This is a genomic window from Microvirga sp. KLBC 81, from assembly GCF_003075415.1.
Taxonomy (GTDB): domain Bacteria; phylum Pseudomonadota; class Alphaproteobacteria; order Rhizobiales; family Beijerinckiaceae; genus Microvirga.
The window spans coordinates 1-23,747 of record NZ_QDAH01000070.1 but is presented as its reverse complement, the minus strand read 5'-3'; the positions used below and the strand labels follow the sequence as shown (position 1 = coordinate 23,747).

Annotated in this window: 26 protein-coding genes and 3 pseudogenes; 20 read left to right on the top strand and 9 right to left on the bottom strand. The window is 62.0% G+C overall.

From position 1 onward, the window contains the following. Positions 1 to 190: 190 nt before the first annotated feature. The 4 genes from DC522_RS26455 (at position 191) to DC522_RS26440 (ending at position 2,074) form a co-directional block, all read left to right on the top strand. Entirely contained in the window at positions 191 to 397 is a 207-nt protein-coding gene (locus tag DC522_RS26455) for a hypothetical protein (protein WP_205769771.1), read from the top strand. Between the two features lie 705 nt (positions 398 to 1,102). Then, positions 1,103 to 1,447 (top strand): hypothetical protein, encoded by a 345-nt coding sequence (locus DC522_RS26450; protein ID WP_116531557.1) that lies wholly within the window; start codon positions 1,103 to 1,105, stop codon positions 1,445 to 1,447. Positions 1,448 to 1,605: 158 nt separating this feature from the next. After that, positions 1,606 to 1,815 (top strand): hypothetical protein, encoded by a 210-nt coding sequence (locus tag DC522_RS26445; protein ID WP_116531556.1) that lies wholly within the window; start codon positions 1,606 to 1,608, stop codon positions 1,813 to 1,815. Between the two features lie 22 nt (positions 1,816 to 1,837). Then, a complete protein-coding gene (locus DC522_RS26440) occupies positions 1,838 to 2,074 on the top strand; it encodes a hypothetical protein (RefSeq protein ID WP_116531555.1) in 237 nt (78 codons plus the stop codon). A gap of 38 nt (positions 2,075 to 2,112) precedes the next feature. Here the strand turns inward: DC522_RS26440 and DC522_RS26435 are convergent, their stop codons facing one another. Beyond that, on the bottom strand, positions 2,113 to 2,292 hold the full coding sequence (locus DC522_RS26435) for a hypothetical protein (protein ID WP_116531554.1): 180 nt from the start codon (positions 2,290 to 2,292) through the stop codon (positions 2,113 to 2,115). 386 nt (positions 2,293 to 2,678) lie between these two features. On the opposite strand from DC522_RS26435, the gene DC522_RS34390 reads away from it, so the two are divergent. The 6 genes from DC522_RS34390 to DC522_RS26405 all read left to right on the top strand — a co-directional run bounded on the left by DC522_RS34390 (position 2,679) and on the right by DC522_RS26405 (position 5,594). Beyond that, a complete protein-coding gene (locus tag DC522_RS34390; RefSeq protein WP_133239375.1) occupies positions 2,679 to 3,173 on the top strand; it encodes a hypothetical protein in 495 nt (164 codons plus the stop codon). Positions 3,174 to 3,338: 165 nt separating this feature from the next. Beyond that, entirely contained in the window at positions 3,339 to 3,548 is a 210-nt protein-coding gene (locus tag DC522_RS26425; protein ID WP_116531552.1) for a cold-shock protein, read from the top strand. A gap of 91 nt (positions 3,549 to 3,639) precedes the next feature. Then, a complete protein-coding gene (locus DC522_RS26420; protein WP_116531551.1) occupies positions 3,640 to 3,840 on the top strand; it encodes a hypothetical protein in 201 nt (66 codons plus the stop codon). Between the two features lie 75 nt (positions 3,841 to 3,915). Continuing rightward, on the top strand, positions 3,916 to 4,110 hold the full coding sequence (locus DC522_RS36285) for a hypothetical protein (protein WP_116531550.1): 195 nt from the start codon (positions 3,916 to 3,918) through the stop codon (positions 4,108 to 4,110). A 223-nt stretch (positions 4,111 to 4,333) separates the two neighbouring features. After that, positions 4,334 to 4,732, top strand: coding sequence for a PRC-barrel domain-containing protein (locus DC522_RS26410; RefSeq protein WP_165820319.1), 399 nt, complete (start codon positions 4,334 to 4,336; stop codon positions 4,730 to 4,732). 214 nt (positions 4,733 to 4,946) lie between these two features. After that, positions 4,947 to 5,594, top strand: a complete 648-nt coding sequence (locus DC522_RS26405; protein ID WP_116531548.1) for a tyrosine-type recombinase/integrase — start codon at positions 4,947 to 4,949, stop codon at positions 5,592 to 5,594. Between the two features lie 146 nt (positions 5,595 to 5,740). Here DC522_RS26405 and DC522_RS26400 read toward each other — a convergent pair whose 3' ends face one another. The 5 genes and pseudogenes from DC522_RS26400 to DC522_RS26380 all read right to left on the bottom strand — a co-directional run bounded on the left by DC522_RS26400 (position 5,741) and on the right by DC522_RS26380 (position 8,774). Further along, entirely contained in the window at positions 5,741 to 6,214 is a 474-nt protein-coding gene (locus DC522_RS26400; protein ID WP_116531547.1) for a VOC family protein, read from the bottom strand. A gap of 346 nt (positions 6,215 to 6,560) precedes the next feature. Further along, positions 6,561 to 7,005, bottom strand: a pseudogene (locus DC522_RS26395) (DMT family transporter). 145 nt (positions 7,006 to 7,150) lie between these two features. Beyond that, positions 7,151 to 7,216, bottom strand: a pseudogene (locus DC522_RS37480) (hypothetical protein); the annotation flags it as partial. A 90-nt stretch (positions 7,217 to 7,306) separates the two neighbouring features. Next, positions 7,307 to 7,882, bottom strand: a complete 576-nt coding sequence (locus tag DC522_RS26385) for a peroxiredoxin (protein WP_371680555.1) — start codon at positions 7,880 to 7,882, stop codon at positions 7,307 to 7,309. A gap of 31 nt (positions 7,883 to 7,913) precedes the next feature. Beyond that, positions 7,914 to 8,774 (bottom strand): DMT family transporter, encoded by an 861-nt coding sequence (locus DC522_RS26380; protein WP_116531546.1) that lies wholly within the window; start codon positions 8,772 to 8,774, stop codon positions 7,914 to 7,916. Positions 8,775 to 8,891: 117 nt separating this feature from the next. On the opposite strand from DC522_RS26380, the gene DC522_RS26375 reads away from it, so the two are divergent. Next, entirely contained in the window at positions 8,892 to 10,295 is a 1,404-nt protein-coding gene (locus DC522_RS26375) for a PLP-dependent aminotransferase family protein (protein WP_116531545.1), read from the top strand. A 220-nt stretch (positions 10,296 to 10,515) separates the two neighbouring features. Here DC522_RS26375 and DC522_RS37475 read toward each other — a convergent pair whose 3' ends face one another. Together DC522_RS37475 and DC522_RS26370 are read right to left on the bottom strand one after the other, a co-directional pair. Further along, positions 10,516 to 10,752, bottom strand: a complete 237-nt coding sequence (locus tag DC522_RS37475) for a hypothetical protein (RefSeq protein ID WP_371680552.1) — start codon at positions 10,750 to 10,752, stop codon at positions 10,516 to 10,518. Then, complete coding sequence (locus tag DC522_RS26370) at positions 10,743 to 11,411, bottom strand: LysR family transcriptional regulator (protein WP_371680550.1); 669 nt, start codon at positions 11,409 to 11,411, stop codon at positions 10,743 to 10,745. Before DC522_RS26370 ends, DC522_RS37475 begins: the two co-directional genes overlap by 10 nt. 289 nt (positions 11,412 to 11,700) lie before the next feature. On the opposite strand from DC522_RS26370, the gene DC522_RS26365 reads away from it, so the two are divergent. Next, entirely contained in the window at positions 11,701 to 12,564 is an 864-nt protein-coding gene (locus tag DC522_RS26365) for a DMT family transporter (protein WP_116531558.1), read from the top strand. A 218-nt stretch (positions 12,565 to 12,782) separates the two neighbouring features. Further along, a pseudogene (locus DC522_RS26360) lies at positions 12,783 to 13,414 on the top strand (tyrosine-type recombinase/integrase). A 329-nt stretch (positions 13,415 to 13,743) separates the two neighbouring features. Here the strand turns inward: DC522_RS26360 and DC522_RS26355 are convergent. Then, positions 13,744 to 14,664: a LysR substrate-binding domain-containing protein gene (locus tag DC522_RS26355; protein ID WP_116531544.1), complete on the bottom strand. Its 921-nt coding sequence runs from the start codon at positions 14,662 to 14,664 to the stop codon at positions 13,744 to 13,746. 140 nt (positions 14,665 to 14,804) lie between these two features. Between DC522_RS26355 and DC522_RS26350 the strand changes: the two genes are divergently transcribed. The 7 genes from DC522_RS26350 to pyk all read left to right on the top strand — a co-directional run bounded on the left by DC522_RS26350 (position 14,805) and on the right by pyk (position 23,645). Beyond that, on the top strand, positions 14,805 to 15,599 hold the full coding sequence (locus DC522_RS26350) for an SDR family NAD(P)-dependent oxidoreductase (RefSeq protein ID WP_116531543.1): 795 nt from the start codon (positions 14,805 to 14,807) through the stop codon (positions 15,597 to 15,599). A 48-nt stretch (positions 15,600 to 15,647) separates the two neighbouring features. Beyond that, positions 15,648 to 16,907 carry a ribulose-bisphosphate carboxylase large subunit family protein gene (locus DC522_RS26345; protein WP_116531542.1) on the top strand — a complete coding sequence of 420 codons (1,260 nt, stop codon included), beginning with the start codon at positions 15,648 to 15,650 and terminating at the stop codon, positions 16,905 to 16,907. Further along, on the top strand, positions 16,904 to 18,280 hold the full coding sequence (locus tag DC522_RS26340) for a four-carbon acid sugar kinase family protein (RefSeq protein ID WP_116531541.1): 1,377 nt from the start codon (positions 16,904 to 16,906) through the stop codon (positions 18,278 to 18,280). Before DC522_RS26345 ends, DC522_RS26340 begins: the two co-directional genes overlap by 4 nt. A 29-nt stretch (positions 18,281 to 18,309) precedes the next feature. Further along, a complete protein-coding gene (locus tag DC522_RS26335; protein ID WP_116531540.1) occupies positions 18,310 to 19,089 on the top strand; it encodes an SDR family NAD(P)-dependent oxidoreductase in 780 nt (259 codons plus the stop codon). Between the two features lie 46 nt (positions 19,090 to 19,135). Then, the gene (locus DC522_RS26330) at positions 19,136 to 20,155 is read left to right on the top strand and encodes a TRAP transporter substrate-binding protein (RefSeq protein WP_116531539.1); all 1,020 of its coding nucleotides are present in this window, start codon (positions 19,136 to 19,138) and stop codon (positions 20,153 to 20,155) included. Between the two features lie 132 nt (positions 20,156 to 20,287). Next, entirely contained in the window at positions 20,288 to 22,189 is a 1,902-nt protein-coding gene (locus tag DC522_RS26325) for a TRAP transporter large permease subunit (protein WP_116531538.1), read from the top strand. Positions 22,190 to 22,217: 28 nt separating this feature from the next. Beyond that, on the top strand, positions 22,218 to 23,645 hold the full coding sequence (gene pyk / locus DC522_RS26320) for a pyruvate kinase (protein ID WP_116531537.1): 1,428 nt from the start codon (positions 22,218 to 22,220) through the stop codon (positions 23,643 to 23,645). Positions 23,646 to 23,747: the final 102 nt, after the last annotated feature.

Here is a 23,747-nt window from a genome sequence, read left to right as displayed (position 1 = left end):
CCAAAATGGCGTGCCGCCGCCCGGCAGGAGTGGCCGGCTTCCACAACCGCCACCACGCGCACCCGCAGATCGAGAGAGTAGCTCTGGGTCATGATCCACCTCCTGGCCTCAGAAGGGCATCACACCTCCGGCCCGGAGGGAAGCCTTTGAATCCGCGTTTCCGTCCGAGGCTCTAGGCTGGAGCGGACTCATGGCTTACCAGACCGTCTTTGGCGCACTTCCTTATTCGACTCTCTGGCTTCTTGCTGCCGGTGGCATACTCTATACGGCTGGCGTGGTATTTCATCTCTGGGAGAGCCTGCGTCTTCAGAACGCAATCTGGCATGCCTTCGTCCTCGCCGCCGCGGCGTGCCACTACGGTGCCGTGCTCGACTGCTTGGTGCTTGCACGAGCCTGACGTATCACGAGACGACAATAATTAGCCGATCATCTCAAGGACGATCTGACGGAGTTCTTCTCGGGACAGCCCGGTCGGCTGGGGCTTGGGTTCAACCTTGGCATGCGGAATGGCTTTTGAGGGCTGAAGTTTCTTTTTGGAGTTCTGAGTTCTAACAGAGTTTGACATAAATAATCCTATGACTACGAGGGATACACCCAAGCAGCACTGTTGTGTTTGAAGTCGCTGAAGCACCGCGGCGACAAGCAGGAGCTCGCCGAAGCGCGGCACAGGATAACAATCGATCGGAACGGAAAGCAGGCTCAGCGCTCAATTGCGAGCTAAGGGGGAGCAGGCCGAACATGTCGGTTGGATGGCCTCCATATGGACCTCCCATCGATCCATTGCAAGGTAAAACTCACAAAACTCGAATAAATCAGCAATACACTGGAAAGTTACCGACACCGTCGGGTGGTTTTCAGCTTGGTAGACTACTCGGATTAGTTTTACCGCTGGAACTTATCTCCATGTCGTTCGTTGGCTTTGAACGCCGGTTTTTAATCTCGCTTGTCAATTCGAGACTAAGGCCCCTGAGGTCCTGGCCCTTCAGACGCAGAACACACTCTCTTCAGCGGCCCGATCAAGCTAAAGTCTTTCACAGACCGCACAGGTGCTTCCTTGTTCGTGCATTGCGGCCTGCACGAGCCAACACGGAAGGAACGCGCCATGCAAGCCCACCGGTTCGCGGTCGGCGAGATCGTGCTTTATGCCGAGAGACGGCATCCCCAGTTCACGTGGAAAGTTCCTTATACGATCATCTCCTGCATCAGGACGGATGCCGCCGAGCCGCAGTACAGGATCGCCTCCGTCCACCGGGACGAAATCCGCACCGCGGGCGAACACGAGCTCTGCCGGACGCTACAGCCCCTTCCAGCTGTCCAGCAATCCCCTGAACAGTTCCTTGAAGCCCTGTCTTGCCTGCGGCCCGCCAACCTCAATCTCAAGTCGGCCCTTGAGAGTCCTCTCCCAGCACGGCTTCAGCACTCACGGAGTGGAGCGCATCATGTTTAGCGTTGCTCCGTTCTCCAGCAGGCACCAGGGAGCCTGGCTCTCAACGGCCAGTATGGCTGGCGTCTTGTCTTTCATCCTGTTCATCGTGCTGTTCGTCGGGTGAGAGCCCTTTCGGCGGCATCTTGGCCAGACATTAGCTGCCTGGAAAGGAGCTTCTCATGTCAGCACACCTTTATTCGTGCGGTCAGCACGTCACGTTTAGCGACAAGCGGTTTCTGGGCTCGGCCTGGAGCGGAGATTTCGTCATCATCAGGCACTTGCCTTCGGGCGATGAGGCTCCTCGCTATGAGATCAAGAGCATTGGCGAGGTCTACAGCCGCGTCGCGTATGAAAATCAGCTCGCTACCTCGTTCACGATTTTCCGATAAACAACGAACCACGGAGAAGTTCATGCCTGATACGAAGAAGCTGGCCCGGTTTCTGGTGTCTCCGTCATCCGATGGTGGCGATCCTCATATTGTCATCGAACTGGAGGATGGCTTCAGGCTGACGTTCACAGCGAGCTTCGCTCGGGTTGAAGACATGGCGGATGTTCTTGACGACATTCTGGATGCCGCAATTCCTGGCGATGTGAGCGATCCTGACCACATGCCTGCGTTTCTTCAAAAAGGCAGGTCTCAGGTCTGACGCCTCAAGCCTCCTAAAGGCCGGGCAAGACCTCTAGGTTAGGAATGGGGGCCGCGTTGCTGGTTCTCGATGGACTTGATCTTGGCATCAACCAGATCCGCCAACGCACTGTTAGGGGTTAAAGCACGCAAGTCCTTCGATGCTTGCTTGAGCTCAGCCAATGTCGCTCCGTCGATAAGCGTTCGCTCCGCAACTTGCAGAGCTTTTTCATAGGACATCCATCAATCCTCTGGTTCTCAAATGAGCCGCCAGAAAGCCTTCGGAATGCGACTTTCATGCGCTTTCTGGGAGGTCATTCGAAGGGTGCTAGCGGTTTACGGGCTCGGCAACCTGGATGATGCTGTCGACCGGGATACGCCACCTTTTTCAGAACCCAGGCTCGTAAGCAGGATACGGTCGTCCACCCCGCGCTCCACCCATTGACATCGGCTGGCATATTCCAGGCCGCGCTCAAGGTCTTCGCCACGCTGCCCCAGGCTTATCGTCCACCAATGCCTGAGGTTTTGAATCGAAGCTCCTTGCCCTTGGGTCTTGCCCATCCCTTGGACAAGGTGACGAAGAATATGAAGTGCAGTGCTTTCGTTGGGGATGCCATTCATTGCCCATGCCTCTCATTCCGGTGTGCACGTTTGTTGCTGCCAACGTTCCGTCCCATCTGAATGGGCCCGGCAGATATCAACATCCGGTGCAGATGCCTTTTGATATCTCTCTCATTTTGCGGTCGCGGGCTCGCTCCAACGCCTCGGCTTTGTCACGTGCCTCCTTGGCCATGGCAGCGGATTGGGCTGCTCGATCAGCGGGTGAGAGCCTGACCGGCCTTGAAGCACTCGATTCCGCGTTGGTCTTCTCTTCAGAGTGGCTGCCTTCAGGCAAGAGCAACAAACCCAGTGCGGCTACGACAGTGAAAGATCTCAATGAAGGCTCCTCGTGGAGCACTTCATTGGCCCCTTCCATACATATACGTCGTAAATTCCTTGGTAGCGAACGAAGTTTTCGTGATCGACCATTTGCACTGGCAATTGGTGCAATTCTTGAGAAATACTACCAGATTGTGAGGCATTGCGGCGACCATGATTTAATTATTCGACTGCTGCCTTGAAATGAACTTATATCCAGCCTATGTTCAATTATCGACGTTGGCCGGACGTATGGTCCGTTTCGCCTACGCTCTCAGGCGCTCTCTCCAAACAGCGAGAACAACGCAACCCCGCCTCGTTGCGAGGACATGCGCATGTGCACTCTGAACCGCTGAAAGGCTTTCCTGATGATGACGGATAAAGTGAAGTCCTACGACGAGGCAGAAGGCTTCGGCTTCATCCAACCAGATGATGCTGGACAGGACGTGTTCGTCAATGCCATCGCGGTTGAGCGCGCCGGTCTGTCTGACCTTGTCGCAGGACAGATGGCTTCGTTTGATACCTTCATAGATCGTCGGTCAGGCATGATTGCCATCCATGACGTCGAGGCGGCCTGACATGAACTGGCGCACAGCTATCAAGCCGCTCCCCAACGGAGCGGCTTTTTCGTGAAGCCCATCGACTGATAGTCAAAATAGTGAGGCTCGTATGAGCATGTTTCGGAAAAGCACTCCTGCAAAATCGGTGATCTTCGCGGTCAACTATGATGACGCCCGGACAGCCTATTTGTGGATCGATAAATCTGCAAAGGCCAGCGACAACCGGGCTATCAGCGTGATCGCACGCACCCAGCAGGAGAAAGGCTCCCTGCCTGTAGGCACCATTACCAGCATCAAACGCGTCAGGTAAGGCAAGGGCGAGCATCGAACGAGATTGCTCACCAAGTAAACCATCTCAGAGTTTCCGCATTCAAGAGAGCTTTCAATGTCTCACAAGTTCAAAATCAAACAGATGGTCCGGCTGAAGCAGCCGGGGATTTCAGACAACTGGATCAACTCCGCAGGCGTTTATGAGGTCATTCGGCTGATGCCTGCCGATCAGACGGGAGAGCTTTCGTACCGCATCAGATCCGGCATGACCGAAAGAGCTGTTCGAGAGAGCGAAATTCGGAATGCCTAGGCGCTCCGGCCACTGTTCCTTCTGCATGTCCGCCACCGAGCGAGGCGGCGAGCACAATATCACCCTTAGAGAGATAGGACGCATCTCCAGGTTCTCCTCGATCAGCTAAATGAGGAGTATTCATCTCCAAGAGGCCGCCCACCAGACGGCATCGGATCATATTCCTGAATTGGTTTCCACCTTGGAAGAATGATATATGCGGTTTCGATTGAGGACAGGTCTCATGCACTTGCCAACAATTCTGCTTCTCGCCGCCCTTGGTACCGCAGGTGCGGCTCATGCTCAGAGCACTCCCGCTGCATCAAGTGCTCCACAGTTCATCACCATCAGCAACAATGCAATTCTTAGCTCCGGTCTGATTGGCGTGGACGTGCAAAGCGCTAGTGGCAAAGGGCTGGGCACGATTGAGGACGTAGTGTTTGAAGGCGGCCAGATCACCGGAATCGTCTTATCAGTCGGCGAGATCCTGGGCAGTGGCCAGCGTTACGTGGCAGTAGACCCCTCATCGATTTCAATCCGGTACATGGACAGCGAGGACAAGTGGCACGCGACGATGAACGCTGACATTGAACAATTAAAATCAGCCCCGGAATTCCGGTACGAGGGCAAGTGGAAGCGCTAGCGTTTATCTCTGAGACACAGCCATCTCCCAGTGCAACCGACAAAGCAGTTGGGTCCGCTCTGGGCCAAAGTACGAAAGTGATGAGAGGAAACTAACGTCCGGTTCGATCCGGTAAGCTGCCGAAGACCTTCCGAGTAGTGTCGGATCCGATTTTACTTCCGAGTGACACGGCCAAGCTTCATCGCGGGGGAGGCTTCATTCAAGGAGCACTGCAATGCAAGACACTCCCACTGATCATACTTTCCGGACCACAGCACCTTGGAACCGAGGCAAGCTGATTGGACCCAAACCACCTCTCAAGGCCAAAGAGATCTGGTCGATTCGGATCAGGCTCCAGGTTTCGCAGCGCGTTCGAGATCTGGCTCTGTTCAATCTGGCGCTCGATAGCAAGCTACGAGCCTCTGATTTGGTCGCGCTGCGAGTCGATGATGTCGCTCTCAACGGGCGGGTGCGCTCCCGGGCCGCTGTGTTGCAGCGGAAGACAGGCCATCCTGTTCAGTTCGAGATCACGGAGCACACCCGCGAGGCCGTTGGAGGATGGCTTGAGAAGCAAGATCTGCACAAGGGCGAGCCGCTATTTCCGAGCAGAGTTAATTGGCGAAGGTCGATAACGACGCGCCAGTATGCGCGTCTGCTGGGATCCTGGATCCGATCGATTGGGCTCGACCCATTAGCGTACGGCACCCACTCCCTGCGGCGCACGAAGGCATCGATGATCTATCGCAGAACTGGCAATCTTCGCGCCGTTCAACTCCTGCTGGGCCACACCAAGATCGAGAGCACCGTGCGTTATCTCGGCATCGACGATGCACTTGTGATCGCGGAGCAGGTTGAAATCGAAATGGCAGAGGCGGCTTGCTGACGAGCCGCCTCATCCAGGAGACCCTGACCAACCGCCATGAAGCAAGGTCCGGAGTTGAGCCTCAAGCTGTCGCAAGACAAACGACCAGCCAGTGCCAGGAGCGGACAACTGCCGGCAGCAATTTTGCCGCCATATGCGATGGAGCATCAACCGCGCCGCGCTGCCTCGATCGCGGTGATGTCGATCTTCTTCATGTCCATCATCGCATCGAACGCGCGTTTGGCTTGATCGCCGCCTGCCGCCAGCGCCTCCGTCAGGGCGCGCGGCGTGATTTGCCAGGACACGCCCCACTTGTCTTTGCACCAGCCGCACGCGCTCTCTTGGCCGCCATTGCCGACGATGGCATTCCAGTAGCGGTCGGTCTCGTCCTGATCGTCGGTGGCGATCTGGAACGAGAAGGCTTCGTTATGCTTGAACGCGGGCCCTCCGTTGAGGCCGATACAGGCAACGCCCGCAACGGTGAATTCGACCACCAACACGTCGCCCTCTTTGCCGGCTGGGTAGTCACTGGGGGCACGGTGCACGGCACCCACCGCGCTGTCAGGAAAGGTCTCGGAGTAGAAGCGGGCGGCAGCCTCGGCATCCTTATCGTACCAGAGACAAATCGTATTCTTTGGCATAGCGTGTTCCTTTCGTTTTGGAGCCAAGACTCCGGCCCGTTTTCCCACCGCTCTTCCGAAATAGGTAGCGAATCGCATTTCTCCACCCCGGATGGGGCCGTCTCGCCCGGGCGGTCGCCATGGGCAGCTAACTCAAAGCGTCGTTGTCCGCTTTGGCTCAGACTCTGAAGATCCCCTGCCCTGCACAAACGTCCGCGTAGGCCAAGCGAGCGGACCAAAGCGTTATTTCCGAGATGTGCCAGAAGCGGTCCTTACGTCTCAGTCCTCAACAGGCGTTCAATGTCTCAGGCTGAAGCAAGTCCGAGGTCATCAAGGCCAATGCCGCTGCGCTGCGGAGCATCACAGATCACTGCCTGATGAGCACAACACCCGCCACCAAGAGCCCAATGCCGATCACCCGGGGCATGTCGACGAGGCGCTAGATCAGATCCAGCCATTCAAAGTGATCGAAAGCCACCGAGGCGAGCATCTGGCCTGTGATCAGCAGAGCCAGGAACGTGGCCGCGCCGATCCGCGGCACGAGCAGGATCGCCGAACTGATGAAGATGGCGCCGAACACGCCGCCGCTCCACGCCCGCCAGGGAATACGTGTGGCTGCGGCTGCCGACGGGAGGGGGCACGCAGAACGACAGCGCGCAGCACCATACAGATCAGGCCCAGGAAGTAGCTCATGAAGCCTGACTATGCGGCAGAGTTCAGGGCTCCGCGCAGATTGGCGTTCAGGACTTGCTGAATGACGGCGCTGACCCCACCAGGACGGCGAGGGCCAGGGGAACGACGGATTGGATCATCAGCGCCCTTGCTCCTCCAAAAGTGCTGCCAGTTGCCCAGACCTGTCGAGCGCTTGCAGATCGTCGACTCCGCTGACGTGGGCAGCCCAATGAAGATCTGCGGGACGGTTCGTCGGCCGCCGCTGCAGGTGACCATGGCGTTCGCCGCTCCGGGTTCGCGATCAACGTCTACCTCGGTGAACGAGACACCCCTCTGCCTCAGCAGTTCCATTGCCGCTTTGCAGGAAGGACATTGTGCGGTCGTGTAGATCAGGACGCTCGCAACATCGCCCGTCTTCGTGTCCGCAGTTGTGTTGGGAGCCTAGTTCTTCCTGAGCCAGGTGATCACGTCAGCGGCCGCTTGGTTGGGCGTGAAGACTGGATAAAAGACGTGCGCGATGGTCCCGTTCTCGATGACGAACGTCAGGCGTTTCAGCAGGACCATGCCGTTGACTGTCATGGTCGGGAGACGCAGGGCCTCTGTTAGCTTGAACTCGGCATCGCTGAGGATCGAGAATGAGAGCCCGAGCCGATCCATGAGTTCCTTCTGGTATTCCGTGGTCTGTGTGCTCAGGCCGAAGACGTCGGCTCCAAGAGCCGAGATCTCGTCCTTCTGATCCTGGAAGGCCAAGGTCTGCGGCGTACATCCACGAGCGCCGGGGATGTCGTTCCACCCCTTCGGTAGCGCGACGTTGGGGACGCCAGTCATCGGATACGCATAGACGACGGTCCTGCGCGGCAGGGTACTGAGGTTGACGAGCTCGCCCGATGTCGCCCGCAGGGCGACATCGGGCACACGCATGCCGGTCAGGTGATCGGCGCCGCCGTCGTCCTCGGGACGCGGCAGGTTATCGGGCAGGACCATTGGGTTCGTGTTGATGTCTGTCACGTCAGGCACGGGAGCCTCCTTGGTAGCGATAACATACTTCTCAGGCGAAACGCTTGGCGCCAGCGACGCAGAGGACAACAAGGCCCGTCGCCGCGATCATTGTCCAGGCAACCGGCTCGCGAAGCAGTAGGTTCGCCAGCGCCAAGCCGAAGAAGGGCTGAAGCAGTTGCAATTGCCCGACGCTCGCGATGCCCCCAAGCGCAAGGCCGCGATACCAGAAGACGAAACCGACCAACATGCTGAAGATTGAGACATAGGCGAGCCCGAGCCAAGCCGGGCCGCCGATCCCGCTCCAGGATCTCGGCATCGTGATCAGCGCGACTGCCGCCATCATCGGTAACGCCAGAAGCAGAGCCCATGTGATGACCTGCCAGCCGCCCAGCCTTCGTGACAACGTGGCTCCCTCAGCGTAGCCGAGGCCACATAGCAGGATCGCGGCCAGCATGAGCAGATCGCCGGTGACCGCACCCGCGCTACTGTTGAAAAGAGCAAAGCCAGCGACCGTCGCGGCGCCAAGGCTTGAGAACAACCAGAAGACCGGTTTTGGCCGCTCGCCACCGCGCAGGACGCCGAAGATGGCAGTCGCAAGTGGCAGGAGGCCGATGAAGACAGTGGAACGCGCTGAGGTGATGTGCTGGAGCGCGAGCGCCGTCAGCAGCGGGAAGCCAACCACAACACCGAACGCGACCACGGCAAGCGAGCCAAGATCGCTGCGCCCGGGTCTCACCTGTCGCAGCACGACGAGGAAGGCTGCGCCGAGAAGCGCGGCGATTACCGCGCGGGCCGAGGTCAGAAACAGGGGCGAGAAGTCGCCGACGGCGACGCGCGTGGCCGGTAACGAACCGCTGAAGATGATGACACCTAGGAGGCCACTGCCCCACCCGTCCGTTGTTCGATCCATGTTGCCTCTCTTTCGGAGGGGATCCTAGGATTTAACAGCTGGTCCAGACAGAGACAGTGCAGTACGATTTGATAAAACTGTATGGGTATAGACGGCCACACAATCCGCGGAGCGCGAATGAAGGACGGAGAACCGACACTCACGGGCGAAGTGATGGCAGCAATCCGATGGAAGGTGTTCAGCCGTGCCCTCGTTGCCGGCGATCGGCTGCCCTCGATCCGGAGCTTTGCCGCGACCATGGGCGTCTCACCGTCCACGGTCGTTGAAGCCTATGACCGTCTCGCTGCCGAGGGTCTGATCCGCGCCCGGCGCGGTTCCGGCTTCTATGTCGCAGGAAGTGGTTTGCCACCGCTGACGTTGGCAGAGACAGAGCCGCGGCGCGACAGGGCCGTCGATCCGTTCTGGGTTTCGCGGCAATCGCTCGACGCCGATCCCACGGTATTGAAGCCCGGTTGCGGCTGGCTGCCGACGGACTGGATGCCGCATCCCGCGCTTCGCCGCGCCTTGCGGATGCTCGCGCGGGGTGAGAATGCGGTGCTCGCCGACTACGGCACGACGCATGGCTCGCCGGTTCTGCGGCGGTTGTTACTCGGCCGGTTCGTCGAAGAAGGTCTTGAGGCTTCACCCGACCAGATCATGCTCACCGGTTCGGGGACGCAGGCGATTGACCTAATCTGCCGCTTTCTGCTGAGGCCTGGTGATACGGTGCTGGTGGATGACCCTTGTTATTTCAATTTCCAGGCGCTACTTCGGGCGCACCAGGTCAGGATCGTCGGCGTGCCGTACACACCCTCCGGCCCCGATGTAGCGGCCTTCGAGACGGTCCTGACTGAAGAGCGACCGCGCCTCTATCTCACCAACTCCGCGCTCCATAACCCGACCGGCGCCACTCTCTCGCCGCAGACGGCTTACAGGCTCCTGAGCGCAGCCTCGGCTCATGATCTGACAATCGTCGAAGACGACATTTTTGCTGATTTCGAGCCGGAACCCTCGCCGCGTCTTGCCGTGCTCGATGGGCTCAACCGTGTCATTCGGATCGGCAGCTTTTCGAAGACGCTGTCCGCCTCGATCCGCTGCGGCTACATCGCCGCGCGGGCGGATTGGATCGAAGGTCTTGTCGACCTCCAGGTTGCCACCAACTTCGGCGGGCCAAGCCCCATCGCAACCGAGCTGATTGCCAGCGTTCTCGCAGGAGGCAGCTACCGCAAGCATATGGGGGAACTGCGCCAGCGCCTTGCGCGGACCAGACGCGAAATGGCGACCCGGCTGGAGCCCCTTGGCATCCAGCCTTGGCTCATACCGCGTGGCGGCTTCTATCTGTGGTGCCACCTGCCGGAGGGCCAGGATTCCGCCGCGCTCGCTCGCATGGCCGTGGAGGAGAACGTCGTTCTGGCTCCGGGCAACGTGTTCAGCGTCTCGCAGACGGCCACTCCCTTCCTGCGCTTCAACGTTGCGCAATCGAGCGACCCGCGTGTCATAGCGGTCCTCAGGCGGGCAATGCTTATCCATCGAGCCGAATGAAGCCTTCACGATCGATCCGCAAGCGCCTGCTCTCAGTGGGTGGTTTTAACTGTCAGAAGGGCCGGTTGAGGTCAAACCAGGAAATTCCATGTCCTTCAGGAACGTCCGGTGTTCCGGCCCTAAGCGGATATTCGGCGTACTTCCAGTACGTGCCATTAGGAGACGTTCCGACACAGCGGCGTCGGGTCAGAGCCAATACTGACGATTGGATGGGATGCGGTCAGTGGCCATCCGGTTCAGCGAAGCTGACGGACCAGCGATCGATGTCCGCGAGAAATTGTCGGATCTCGTCTGTCAGCCATTCACGCACAGCGCGCACCTTGGGATGATCCCGATTGTCTGGGCGATGGACGAGGTCATAGCCCCGCTCGGCCTGGAGCCGTATCTGCGGGAACGGGGCAACCAGCCGTCCCGCAGCAAGGTCTTCTGCCACCAGTACGCTGCGCCCTAGCGCCACGCCTTCTCCACGAATGGCTGCCTCGATGGCCATGCTGCCATGACTGTAGATTGGGCCACGCCCCTGGGAACACCATCTACCCCCGCCATTGCAAACCATAGGTCCCAGTTGGCCAGCATGCGGTCATCATGCAGCAAGCGGTCTTCATGCAGCAAACTGCACTCGGTAAGGCTCTTAACCGTCAGCAATCCACCCATTTCGGCTCGATAGACCGGGCTGCACACTGGCGTGATGGTTTCCTCCAGGATCCGCTCCGCAATGAGGTGCTGATAGCGGCCGTGGCCGTAGCGCACGGCCACATTGATCTGCTCGTTGTTCAGATCGGCATCGGGATCGGTGATGTCGAGGTGGATATCGAGTTCGGGGTGGCGCGCTATCAGCCGATGCAGGCGTGGTCCCAGCCACTTGCTTGCGAATGAGATGCCTGTGCTGATGGTCAGTCGCCCTCCGCTCTTCTGCCCCCGGAGACGTTCGGCCTCCTTGGTCAGCTCCGACAGCAGGCGGGAGACCACCTCATGAAATCGGGCCCCTTCGTCGGTCAGGACGATCCGGCGCGTGAGGCGCCGGAACAACCGGACGCCAAGATGGTCTTCGAGCGTCTTGATGTGCCGGCTCACCGCGCCGTGGGTCACGTGCAATTCCTCTGCGGCCAACGTCATGCTCAACAAGCGTCCAGTTGCCTCGAAGGCACGCAAGGTTTGCAGAGGGGGAAGCCGGTCGAACATAAGGCCACATGCGTGAGTTTCGCTCACACGCTACGTGAGAACAAATGGTTTGTCAGCCAACTTCGTCCGTCCTAGCGCTCGGGATGCCGCGGTGGCGGCGTCACTTCATTTCCATGCGGGCCTTTTCATGCCGAGCCAGAACACAGTGGGCACACGTCCCGACGCCTCCCATTTTACCGTCGCTCCCGGCGACGCAGCCCCATCTTTGCGCAGCTTTGCTTCCATGCTGCTGCTCGCCGTGATCTGGGGACTGTCCATTCCTGTCACGAAGCTCGGCCTCCTGATGTTGCCGCCGTTGACGCTGACCGCACTGCGCTTCGCCATCGCAGTGCCCCTCCTGATGCTTCTCATCATGGGCAGGCAGCGGCTGCCACGGCGGGCGCTGCCCCATGTTGCCGCCCTCGGAGCGTTGGGCATCGGCGTGGGTCAGGTCGCCCAAACCTTCGGCGTGGCCGGGACGTCAGCCTCGGTCGGCACCATCATCTCGGCCACAATCCCAGTCTTCATCGTGGTCTTTGCCGCCCTGCGCCTCAAGCAATCAGTATCGGGCCGGCAGCAGGTGGGATTGCTGGCTGCCTTCGTAGGCATTGCGCTTGTTGCGCTGGGTCAGGGCGAGGGAACGGCGGGCTTGTTCGAGTCTAGTGTGACTGGAGCGGCCTGGGTGTTGCTGTCCGCACTGACCATTGCCTTCTACTATGTCTGGAGTGTCGAACTCACCGACCAATACGGCACCGCCGCCGTGGCAGCTTGGAGCACGTTGTTCGGCTTCATCGCGCTTCTGCCCTGGGCGGGTTGGGAAATGTGGCACGTCTCCATCCAGATCACGGCGGAGGCACTCTGGGCTGCGGCCTATCTTGGTCTCGTGGTGACTGTCGCAGGCCTGTTCATGTGGTTGAACATCCTGCGCACCATCCCGGTCCGGATTGCGGCGAGTGTGCAGTACCTACAGCCAGTCATCGGCATCGCGGCTTCGTCCGCGATGTTCGGTGACCGAACGGGGGGACTTTTTGCTGTCGGCGTGGTGCTGATCCTGGGTGGTCTCGCCCTGACGATGACTTCTCGCAGGAAGGCGGATCAAACGACTTAGGATGTTGGCGCGACGTGGGCAGGGATAATGCGACCTCGCTGGGCCTAGAGAGGCTGGAGGGCTGCTTTGGGTCAACTCACGGTATTTGGGAAGGAGAACTGAGGTCCAGTTCGGCGCGGTGAGCAGTCGGAAACTCCATAAGATATGTCCAATCTAATGTCCCTGCTGGCGATGACGGCCAAGCCGCATTGCGGGGGCTTCATTCAAGGAGCACTGCAATGCAACATGCTATCAAGGGCCAAGCTCACAACAGTGTCGCCCCCTGGAACCGGGGAAATCTGATTGATCCCAAGCCACCCCTTAAGGCCAGGACATCTGGTCCATTCGGGTCAGACTCCAGGTTGCCCATCGTATCCGGGATTTGGCGCTGTTCAACTTGGCGCTCGACAGCAAGCTGCGAGCCTGCGACTTGGTTGCGCTTCGCGTTGACGATGTGACGCTGAATGGAAGAGCGCGCTCCCGGGCCGCTGTGTTGCAGCGGAAGTCGGGCCGGCCTGTTCAGTTCGAGATCACAGAGCACACCCGCGAGGCTGTCGGGCGCTGGCTGGACAAGAAAGGTCTGCACAAGGGCAAGCCACTATTTCCGAGCAGAGTCGCCCGGACGAGGTCGATGAGCACGCGCCAGTATGCCCGTCTGCTGGACTCCTGGCTTCGCGCCGTTGGGCTCGATCCGCTGGCCTACGGCACACATTCTCTGCGCAGAACGAAGGCATCAATGATTTACCGGCGAACCGGGAACCTCCGAGCCGTCCAACTTCTGCTAGGGCATACCAAGATCGAGAGCACCGTGCGATATCTCGGCATCGATGTAGATGACGCGCTCGCGATTGCCGAGCAGGTCGATATGTAGGATATCAGGGGCGGTTATTGAACAAGCCGCCCCACCCTGCTTGGTGATGCGGGGCAACGTCGGCGAACCGCCTCTAAGCTGTCACACGACGAACGACCGGCCGGTGCCATTAGAGCATCGTGCGGAACCGCAGGTCCGCGTCAGCGAAAAGTGGATCCGGTTTTCCGCTCTCAACGATGCTCTCATTCAAGGAGAAAGCATCGGATGGAATCCCAAAAGTGCAAATCCACTTTTGGGATTCCATCCGATGCTGTAGCCGACATTAACGTAGCCGGGCATCAAGCTGGCCTGCTTTCAGATTCGGTTCATGCCTGCGAAACTGCCCTCACTCATTGAGCGTATGCTGTTTCGGCTGCCGCTCCGGTCCCAGCGGTAGCGTGACGCGCCATTTCATCCTGGATCCAGCCTGAGAGGCGCCGAACGTCCTCGCGCGAGCGGACATGCGGTGCGATCCAAAGATTCAGCTCGCGTGTTCCCGGGACGAAGCCGAGAGGCGCGACCAAATGGCCCCGCTCGATCTCGTCTGCCACCAAGATGCGCGGTGCAATCGCAATGCCCAGGCCGTAGGAGGCGGCCTGGATCAGCAGATAGTGGTGCTCATAGCTCTCATGCACCTGAAGGTTCAGGTCCGATCGGCCGATCACGGCCAGCCACTCGGACCATGCGTCGGTGCGCGTCGCCGTGCCCAGGATGCGTGCCCGCGTGAGATCCTCCGGCTTGTGCAGTTCCAGCCGGTCCGCGTAGTCAGGGTGGCAGATGGGACCGATGTCCTCGTGCAGCAGCGGCCTGACGATCACGTCCTCCGGTGCGCGATACGTGCTTGAGCGGATCGCCAGGCTCACCTCGTCCCGGACGAAATCCACTGCGCCATAGTTGATGTTGAGGCGGACCTCGATTGCGGGATTGTCGCGCTTGAACGTCCTCAGCCGGGGGATGAGCCAGTTCATCGCGATGGTCGCCGAGCAAGACAGGGTCAGCGGCCCCGGCGCGAGGCGCGCCACGCCCTGATGCATGAGCTCGAAGGCCTGGCCCAGATTAACGGCAAGCTGGGAGCCCGCCGGCGTTGGCGTAACAGACTTCGGCAGTCGAAGCAGGAGCGGCAGTCCTAACTGGGCCTCCAGCTCGCGGATATGCCGGCTGACGGCGCCATGGGTGACGCCGAGTTCGGCAGCCGCGGCCGACATGCTGCCCAACCGCACCGTCGTCTCGAAGGCGCGAAGGGCGTTCAAGGGCAGGCGCGGCAGTGGCATGGCAGCGGTCCCGGAATCTCTTGATGTCAGGAAATCTCACACCATCCTGCGCCGATTTGCAATGTCGCAGTCCAGGCGCGGCATGTAGGGTCGGCCACCAATCAAGAAAAAATCAACCTTATCTAACCGGGAGTTACGCCATGACGGATCGGTTGAAGGACAAGGTTGCCATTGTCTTCGGAGCCGGATCTGTCGGACCCGGCTGGGGCAACGGCAAGGCGACAGCCGCCCTGTTCGCTGCCAACGGCGCGCATGTCATCTGCGTCGACATCGACCAGGATGCCGCCGAGGAAACGACGGACATCATCACCCGCGAGGGCGGCCGCGCCTCGGCCTATGCCTGTGACGTCACCGACTCGGCCGCCGTTTCCGATCTCGTCGCCAGCGTCGTGCGGGAGAACGGCCGCATCGACGTGCTGCACAACAATGTCGGCTACGCCACGATGGGCGGCCCGATCGAGCTCGATGAGGCCGCCTGGCAGCGGACCTTCGACCTCAACGTCAAGAGCTGCTTCATTACCTGCAAGCACGTGCTGCCGCACATGCTGGAGCGGAAATCCGGCGCGATCGTCAACGTCTCATCGATCGCCGCGATCCGGTACACGGGCTATCCCTATACCGCTTACTACGCCGCCAAGGCGGCGGTGAACAACTTCACCATGGGGCTTGCCCTGCAATACGCCAGGGACGGCATCCGCGTGAACGCGATCATGCCCGGCCTGATGAATACGCCGCTGATCTTCCAGCAGATCTCCGGGCAGTACGCCGATGCCGACGCCATGGTCGCGGCGCGCGATGCCGCCTGCCCGACCGGCAAGATGGGCACGGCCTGGGACATCGCCAAGGCCGCCCTGTTCCTTGCCTCGGACGATGCCGCCTACATCACGGGCATCAGCCTGCCAGTCGATGGCGGGCTCAGTTGCCGCGCGGCCTGAAGCCCGACCCATGCCCCGCACCTCAACCCTTTTTCGTCAGGAACGACCATGCTGATCGACCGTTTCGAAGCCGACTACCTCCTCGAGACCCCGATCGCCCCCGAGCGCGCGGCCGAGATCATGGCCGGCGAGCAGTCGAGCGGTACCTTCGTTGCGGTTCCGGGCGAGACGCCCGAACTCAAGGAGCGGTCGGCCGCCCGCGTGACCCGGCTCGTCGTCCTTGACGAGCCGGTCGCGCAGCGCTCCCTCCCGTCGGCCATCCTGCCGAAGCCCGGCGAGCGCATCACCCGCGCGCTCGTTACCCTGTCATGGCCGTTGGCGACGATCGGCCCCTCCCTGCCGAACCTCGTCGCGACCGTGGCCGGCAACCTGTTCGAGCTGAAGGATGTCAGCGGCCTGCGCCTGCTCGACATCCGCCTGCCGGCCGCCTTCGGTGCAGCCTATGCCGGCCCCCGCTTCGGCATTGAGGGCACGCGTCGGCTCGCGGACGTTCACGGCCGGCCGCTGATCGGCACCATCATCAAGCCAAGCGTGGGCCTCGACGTCGAGGCGACCGCCGCCATGGTCAAGGACCTCTGCGAAGCCGGGATCGACTTCGTGAAGGACGACGAACTGCAATCGGACGGCCCCAACTGCCCGTTCGACGAGCGCGTGCGAGCCGTAATGCGCGTCATCAATGATCATGCGGACCGGACCGGCAAGAAGGTGATGTACGCCTTCAACCTTACCGGCGAGGTCGACCAGATGCGGCGCCGCCACGACCTTGTCCGCGATCTCGGCGGCACGTGCATCATGGCGAGCCTCAACTCGGTGGGACTTGCTGGCATGATCGAACTCGGCCGCTTCTCGGAGCTGCCGATTCACGCCCACCGTAACGGCTGGGGCTATCTCTCCCGCCATCCGCTGCTCGGCTGGTCCTATGTCGCCTGGCAGAAGCTGTGGCGGCTGGCCGGCGCGGACCACATGCACGTGAACGGGCTGCAGAACAAGTTCTCCGAGGACGACGATAGCGTGATCGCCTCGGCGCGGGCCTGCCTGACACCGATGTTCGACGACAAGCCCTGCACCGTCATGCCGGTGTTCTCCTCCGGCCAGTCGGCGCGGCAGGTTCCCGGAACGTACGCGGGCCTGAACTCCACCGACCTGATCGTAACGGCTGGCGGCGGCATCATGGCCCATCCAGACGGGCCCGCCGCGGGCGTAAGGGCTCTGCGCGAGGCCTGGGACGCAACGATCGCCGGCATCCCGCTCGAAGAGCATGCACGGACGCATCCCGAACTCGGCCGCGCCCTGGAGATGGCCGCATGAGCCCGCATCGACCTCTGCCGGGAGGACCCCTCGTGGCGTTCTACGGCGACGACTACACCGGGTCCTCGGCCGCGATGGAGGCGCTCGCCTTCGCCGGGTTGGACACCGTGCTGTTCCTCGCCCCACCGACGCCGGAGCGCCTGCGGGCCTTTGGCGCCTACCGCGGCATCGGCATTGCCGGCGTGGCGCGCTCGCGCGACCCCGGCTGGATGGACCGGAACCTGCCGCCGGTCTTCGCGCTGCTGCGCTCGCTCGGCACGCCGGTCGTGCACTACAAGGTTTGCTCGACCTTCGACTCCGCCCCGCACATCGGCTCGATCGGGCGGGCCATCGACATCGCGGCCGGATTGTTCGACGGCTGGATCCCGATGGTCGTGGCCGACCCGGCAATGGGCCGCTTCCAGAGCTTCGGCCACCTCTTCGCGCTGGCGCAGGGCAAGGGATACCGGCTCGACCGGCACCCGACCATGTCGAAGCACCCCGTCACGCCGATGGACGAGTCCGACCTCGGCCGTCACCTCGCGAAGCAGACGGACAAGCCCGTCGGTCTCGTCGATTTTGTCGCGATGAAGCGCGGGCAAGCCGACGCGCGTCTCGCGGAGGCTCTCGCCGACGGCGCCAGGATCGTCTCCCTGGACGTGCTCGACGAGGAGACGCTGGTCGAGGCGGGCCGCCTCGTCTGGGAGCGCGGAGGCGCGCCGGTCTTCGGCGTCGGCTCGCAGGGCTTCGAGACCGCGCTGGTTGCCTACTGGCGTGCCTCCGGTCTGCTGCCGGAGCGGGAGGCGGGGCTGCCCCCCGGGAGTGTCGATCACATCGCCTGCGTGTCCGGCTCTGTATCGCCGGTGACGGCGAGCCAGATCGCCCATGCGCTCCGCCATGGCTTCTGCGGCATCCGCATCGACGCGACCAGTGCCGTGGACGAGCCCGCCTGGGAAAACGAGATCGGGCGCGTGACCCGGGACGCCCTGCGCGCGCTCTCGGAAGGCCGCAGCCCACTCGTGTTCACCGCGACAGGCCCGGACGATCCGGCCGTCACCGCCCTGCGGCAGGCGGTGGCGACCGCGGGCGTATCGGCCGAGAGCGTGAACGACCGGATCGGCTCCGGCCTCGGCCGCGTGCTCGACGCGGTGGTGCGCGAGGCCAAGCTGACACGGGCCGTCATCTCCGGCGGCGACACGTCGAGCCATGCGGCCTCGATGCTGGGCATCGACGCGCTCACCGCCATCGCCCCCGTGGCACCAGGCTCTCCCTTGTGCCGCGCCCATTCCACCGATCCCTCCCGCGACGGGTTGCAGATCGCGCTCAAGGGCGGACAGGTCGGCGGGGACGATTTCTTCTGCGCCGTACGCGACGGGGTGTCGCGAGGAACTTGAATGACGGGCGCCGCCCGGGAGGAGGACAGATGAGACTACAGGGAAAGATCGCTCTGGTGACGGGCGGGGCACGCGGCATCGGCCTTGCCATCGCCAAGGCCTTCGTCGCGGAAGGCGCGACGCCGGTCATCGCCGATATCAACGAGCAGGGCGCCAGAGAGGCCCTTGGCACGCTCGGGGCCTCCGACGGCCTCGCCCTTGCGGTGAACGTGGCCGACGAGGCTTCGGTCCACGGGATGGTCCAGGCTATTGTCGATCGCTACGGCCGGGTCGACATCCTCGTGAACAATGCCGGGATCGGCGGAAACACCCCATTCCTCGACATCACGCTCGAGGAGTGGAACCGGACGATCTCGATCAATCTGACCGGCGCCTTCCTCGTGGCGCAGGCCTGTGCCCGCGAGATGGTCAAGCGCCGCAGCGGCAAGATCATCAACATCGCCTCGCTCTCCGGCCAGCGCGGCGGCCACGGCCGCGCCGCCTATGGAGCCGCCAAGGCAGGCCTCGAGCTCCTGACCAAGGTCATGGCGGTGGAACTCGCGGAGTTCGGCATCAACGTCAACAACATCGCGCCCGGCGCCATCGAGACCGAGATGGCGAAGTTCGCGCACGATCAGGCGACGCGCGCCGCCTACAACTACCTGATCCCCATGACGCGCTACGGCACGCCCGAGGAGATCGCCGACGCGGCGGTTTTCCTCAGCTCCGATGAGAGCCGGTACATTCACGGCCACACCCTGAACGTGGACGGAGGCTTCCGGGCCGCCGGCCTCATGTTCCGCGGCGACAAGGCCGCACCTGCAAGCTGATCAGATCCGATTGGCAAAGCCCAACAGACAAAACCAGGAGGAAACCATGTCCAAGAGCATCACCCGCCGCAGCTTCGCCGCCCTTGTCGGTGGTACGGCCATCACCGCCGCGCTGCCGATCCGCTACGCCCACGCCGCCGAGTACACGTTCAAGATCGGCACGAACGTGCCGGCCTCGCATCCCCTCAATGTCCATCTGGCCAAGGCGGTCGAGCAGGTCAAGGCCGAGACGGGCGGCCGGTTCGAACTCCAGCTCTTTCCCAACAATCAGCTCGGCGCCGACTCGGACATGCTGTCCCAGCTTCGCTCCGGGGCGCTGGAATGCTTCCTGAACTCCGGCGTGAACGTGCTGTCGACGATCATCCCGGCGGCCGCGATCTCCGGCGTGGGCTTCGCCTTCAAGGACTATCCGGCGGTGTGGAACGCGCTCGACGGGAAGCTCGGTACGCACCTGCGCAGCCAGATCACCAAGAGTGGCATCGTGGTGCTCGACAAGGTCTGGGACAATGGCTTCCGGATGATCACGAACAGCGTCAAGCCCATCACGCATCCGGACGACCTGCGTGGAATGAAGATCCGCGTGCCGGTGAGCGCGCTGTGGCTCTCCCTGTTCAAGGCGCTCGGCGCGGCGCCGACCGGAATGAACTTCGCGGAAGTTTATACCGCGCTCCAGACCAAGGTCGTTGATGGCCAGGAGAACCCGCCTGCGATCATCGCGGCAGCGAAGCTGCAAGAGGTGCAGAAATATGCCTCGGTCACGAACCATATGTGGGATGGCTGGTGGTTCCTAATCAATCGCCGGGCCTGGAGCCAGGTGCCTGCGAACATGCAGGAGACGGTCGCGAGGATCATCAACAACGCTTGCTTGGCCCAACGCGAGGACGTCGCGCAGCAGAACATCGCCCTGCGTAAGGATCTCTCCGCCGCAGGGCTCATCTTCAACGATGTCGATCCGGGCCCATTCCGCACCAGGCTCTCAGAGGCCGGTTTCTACAAGGAGTGGCGCTCGAAATTCGGCGACGAGGCCTGGGGCCTGCTCGAGGAGGTCGTCGGCAAACTGGCCTGACGGCTCATCACGCAACAGGGGCTCGGGCCGGACCGCTGCCGAGGCCGAGCTCCCAATGAACCCTGCGGTGGTGCCACAACCCGTGAGACGGGCGATGCGGCAGGACGCACTCCGAGACGGAGGAAACAGCCTATGACCGACAGTCTCAACCCCGACTTACCCGCTCTTGACATTCATGCACCCACCGCTGTGGCCGGCGTGGATGAGCCCGGTGTGGCGCACCGTTCGAGCCTCGGCGTGCTGATGCGCCCGATCGAGGCGATCTCCGCGGTGCTCCTGATCGGCCTGATCGGCCTCGTGCTGGCCAGCGTCTTCTGGCGCTATGCCCTCGGCTCACCGATCACCTCAGCCGACGAGATCGCGTCCTTCATGTTCCTCTGGATCGTGATGTTCGGTTCCGTAATCGCTATCGACCGCAACGAGCACTTGCGGCTGGCCCTGCTGCTGAATGCCATGCGGCCGCGGGTCCGGCAGCTTCTCGAAGCAATCGGCCTCGTGATCATGGCCGCGTTCCTCGGCGCCCTCCTGCCCGCCGCGATCGAGCATACCTATTTCGAGGGAGATGTCATCTCGCCAGGCCTTGAGATCTCCATGGCCTGGCGCATCGCCGGGATCCCGCTCGGGATCGTGTTGATGCTCATCGCGCTCGCGGCGAAGTTCCTGCGCGAGACGGGCGTCAGGGACATGCTGATCAGCCTTGCCGCCGTGGCAGCTGCGGTGGCCGTGCTGTGGCTGATGACACCCGTCTTCGCCCAGATCGGCAAGGCCAACATCCTCGTGCTGCTGGTGGGCGTGATCGCCGTCTGCCTCGCGATCGGCGTGCCGATCGGCTTCTGCTTCGGCTCGGGTGCGCTCGCCTTCCTGCTCTTCTCGACGAAACTGCCACTGACGGTGATCGTCGGTCGGATGGACGAGGGCATGTCGAGCCTGATCCTTCTGTCCGTGCCGGTCTTCGTGCTTCTGGGCTGCATCCTCGACGCCACCGGCATGGGCAAGGCGATCGTCGACTTCCTTGGCTCCCTGCTGGGCCACGTGCGCGCCGGCATGTCCTACGTGATGCTCGGTTCGCTGTACCTCGTCTCCGGCATCTCCGGCTCGAAGGTGTCCGACATGGCGACGGTCGCCCCGGCGCTGTTCCCGGAAATGAAGCGGCGCGGCAACAAGCCGGAGGAGATGGTGGCGCTTCTCGGCACCGGCGCCATCATGGCGGATACGGTTCCGCCGAGCATCGTTCTGATCGTGATCGGCTCCGTTGCCGGCATCTCCATCTCGGCCCTGTTCGCCAGCGGCTTCATCGTGGCCCTGTTCCTGCTGATCATGCTCGCGATCGCGGCACGCTGGAAGGCTCGGTCCGAGAATCTCGCGGGCGTCCGCCGCGCGCCGATGAAGGTCATCGGCAAGGCGTTGCTGTTCGCGGCGCCGGCGCTGGTCTTGCCCTTCCTGGTGCGCGGTGCCGTGACCGAAGGTGTCGCCACGGCGACCGAGGTTTCGACGATCGCGGTGCTGTATGCGGGGATCGCCGGCATGCTGCTGTACGGCGGCATCGCGCTGCGCGACATCTATCGCATGCTGATCGAGACCGCCGCGATGACGGGCGCGATCCTGCTGATCCTCGGCACGGCCTCGGCCGCCGCCTGGGCGCTGACGCAGACCGGCTTTGCCCTGTATCTCGCAGAAGTGATGAAAGGCCTTCCCGGAGGCTGGATCGTCTTCATGGCGGTCACGGTCGTGACCTTTCTCCTGCTCGGATGCCTGCTCGAGGGACTGCCCGCGATCGTGCTGCTGGCTCCGCTCATGTTCCCGATCGCGAAGGATCTGGGCATCCACAGCGTTCACTATGCAATGGTTGTGGTGGTCGCCATGAACATCGGACTGTTCGCGCCCCCTGTCGGCATCGGCTATTACATCGCCTGCTCGATCGGAAAGGTCGAGCCCGATGCGGCGATGAAGACGGTCTGGTTCTATCTGGGTGCGCTCGTCCTCGGGCTCGTGGCGATCGCCCTCGTGCCGGCCATTTCCATCGGCCTCCTCTGACGGGTCCTCCAGGAAGGTCAATCGAACAATGCGCCGACAACGCCACGCCAAGATCGTCGCAACTGTTGGTCCGGCGAGCGCATCGCCGGACAAGCTGCGGGAACTCTTCCTCGCCGGGGTCGACACCTTCCGACTGAACTTCAGTCATGGCACCTATCAGGATCACGCCGCCGTCCACGCTGCCATTCGCTCGCTCGAGAAGGAGGTCGGACGGCCGATCGGCATCCTCCAGGATCTGCAAGGACCGAAGATCAGGATCGGCACGCTCAAGGACGGCGCATTGGTCCTCACAGAGGGTGAAACGATCCGGTTCGTGCTTGATGGCATTGATGGCGACCGAACCTCGATTCCTCTCCCGCATCCGGAGATCTTCGAGGCGATTCTCCCAGGACAGGACTTGCTCATCGATGACGGCCGCATCCGGATCAAGGTGACGGGTCTTAGCGCTGACTATATCGAGGCCAAGGTCGTAACGGGCGGCCGGATCAGCAACCGGAAGGGCGTCAACCTGCCGGGCACGGTGCTGGACATGTCGCCCCTCACGGCGAAGGACCGGGCCGATCTCGCCTTCGGCCTTGAACTCGGTGTCGACTGGGTGGCGCTGTCGTTCGTCCAGCGACCGTCCGATCTGATCGAGGCGCGCACACTGATCGGCGATCGTGCTGGCCTCGTGGCAAAGATCGAGAAGCCCTCGGCCCTTGAACACATCGAGGACATCGTTCGCCTGTCCGATGCGGTCATGGTCGCCCGCGGCGATCTGGGTGTCGAGATCCCACCGGAGGAGGTGCCCGGGCGGCAGAAGGAACTGGTGCGCATCTGCCGTCTGATGGTCAAGCCGGTGATCATTGCAACGCAGATGCTCGACTCCATGGTCGCTGCCCCCACGCCAACACGGGCAGAGGCTTCCGACGTCGCAACGGCGATCTATGACGGGGCTGACGCCGTCATGCTGTCGGCCGAGTCCGCCTCGGGCCAGTACCCGGTCGAGGCGGTTGCGATGATGGATCGCATCATCAGCAAAACCGAGCAGGACAAGGCCTATCGGTCCATCGTCACGGCTCTCCGGTCGGAGATCGAGGAGAGCCCACCCCATGCTGTTGCCAGTGCGGCAGGCGATCTCGCCCAGGCGATCCACGCTCCCTGTATTGTGGCGTACACGTCGAGCGGTACCACCGCGAGCCGCATCGCCCGCACCCGGCCGGATGTCGCGATCCTGGCGGTCACTCCGGATGAGAACGTGGCGCGGCGCCTATGCCTTCTTTGGGGCGCCCACAGCGTCCGCTCGGAGGATGTCCGGACCTACGAGGAGATGGTGGAGCAAGCCGAGGCGCATGTAAGAGCGGAGGGATTGGCCCAGCCGCCTGAGTTCATTGTGATCGTAGCCGGCGTGCCCTTTGGGACCGCAGGTACGACCAACAACCTCCGGATCGTGCAATTGCGCCTGAACCAGACGTGAGTGATCGACGGCTTTCGTACTGCGGCCACGGTCTGCATTGGGTCGAGGCTGTGTCAAAACGCGGGATCTGGTAGCCTGGTGGGGTCACATGGACTGGAGGGA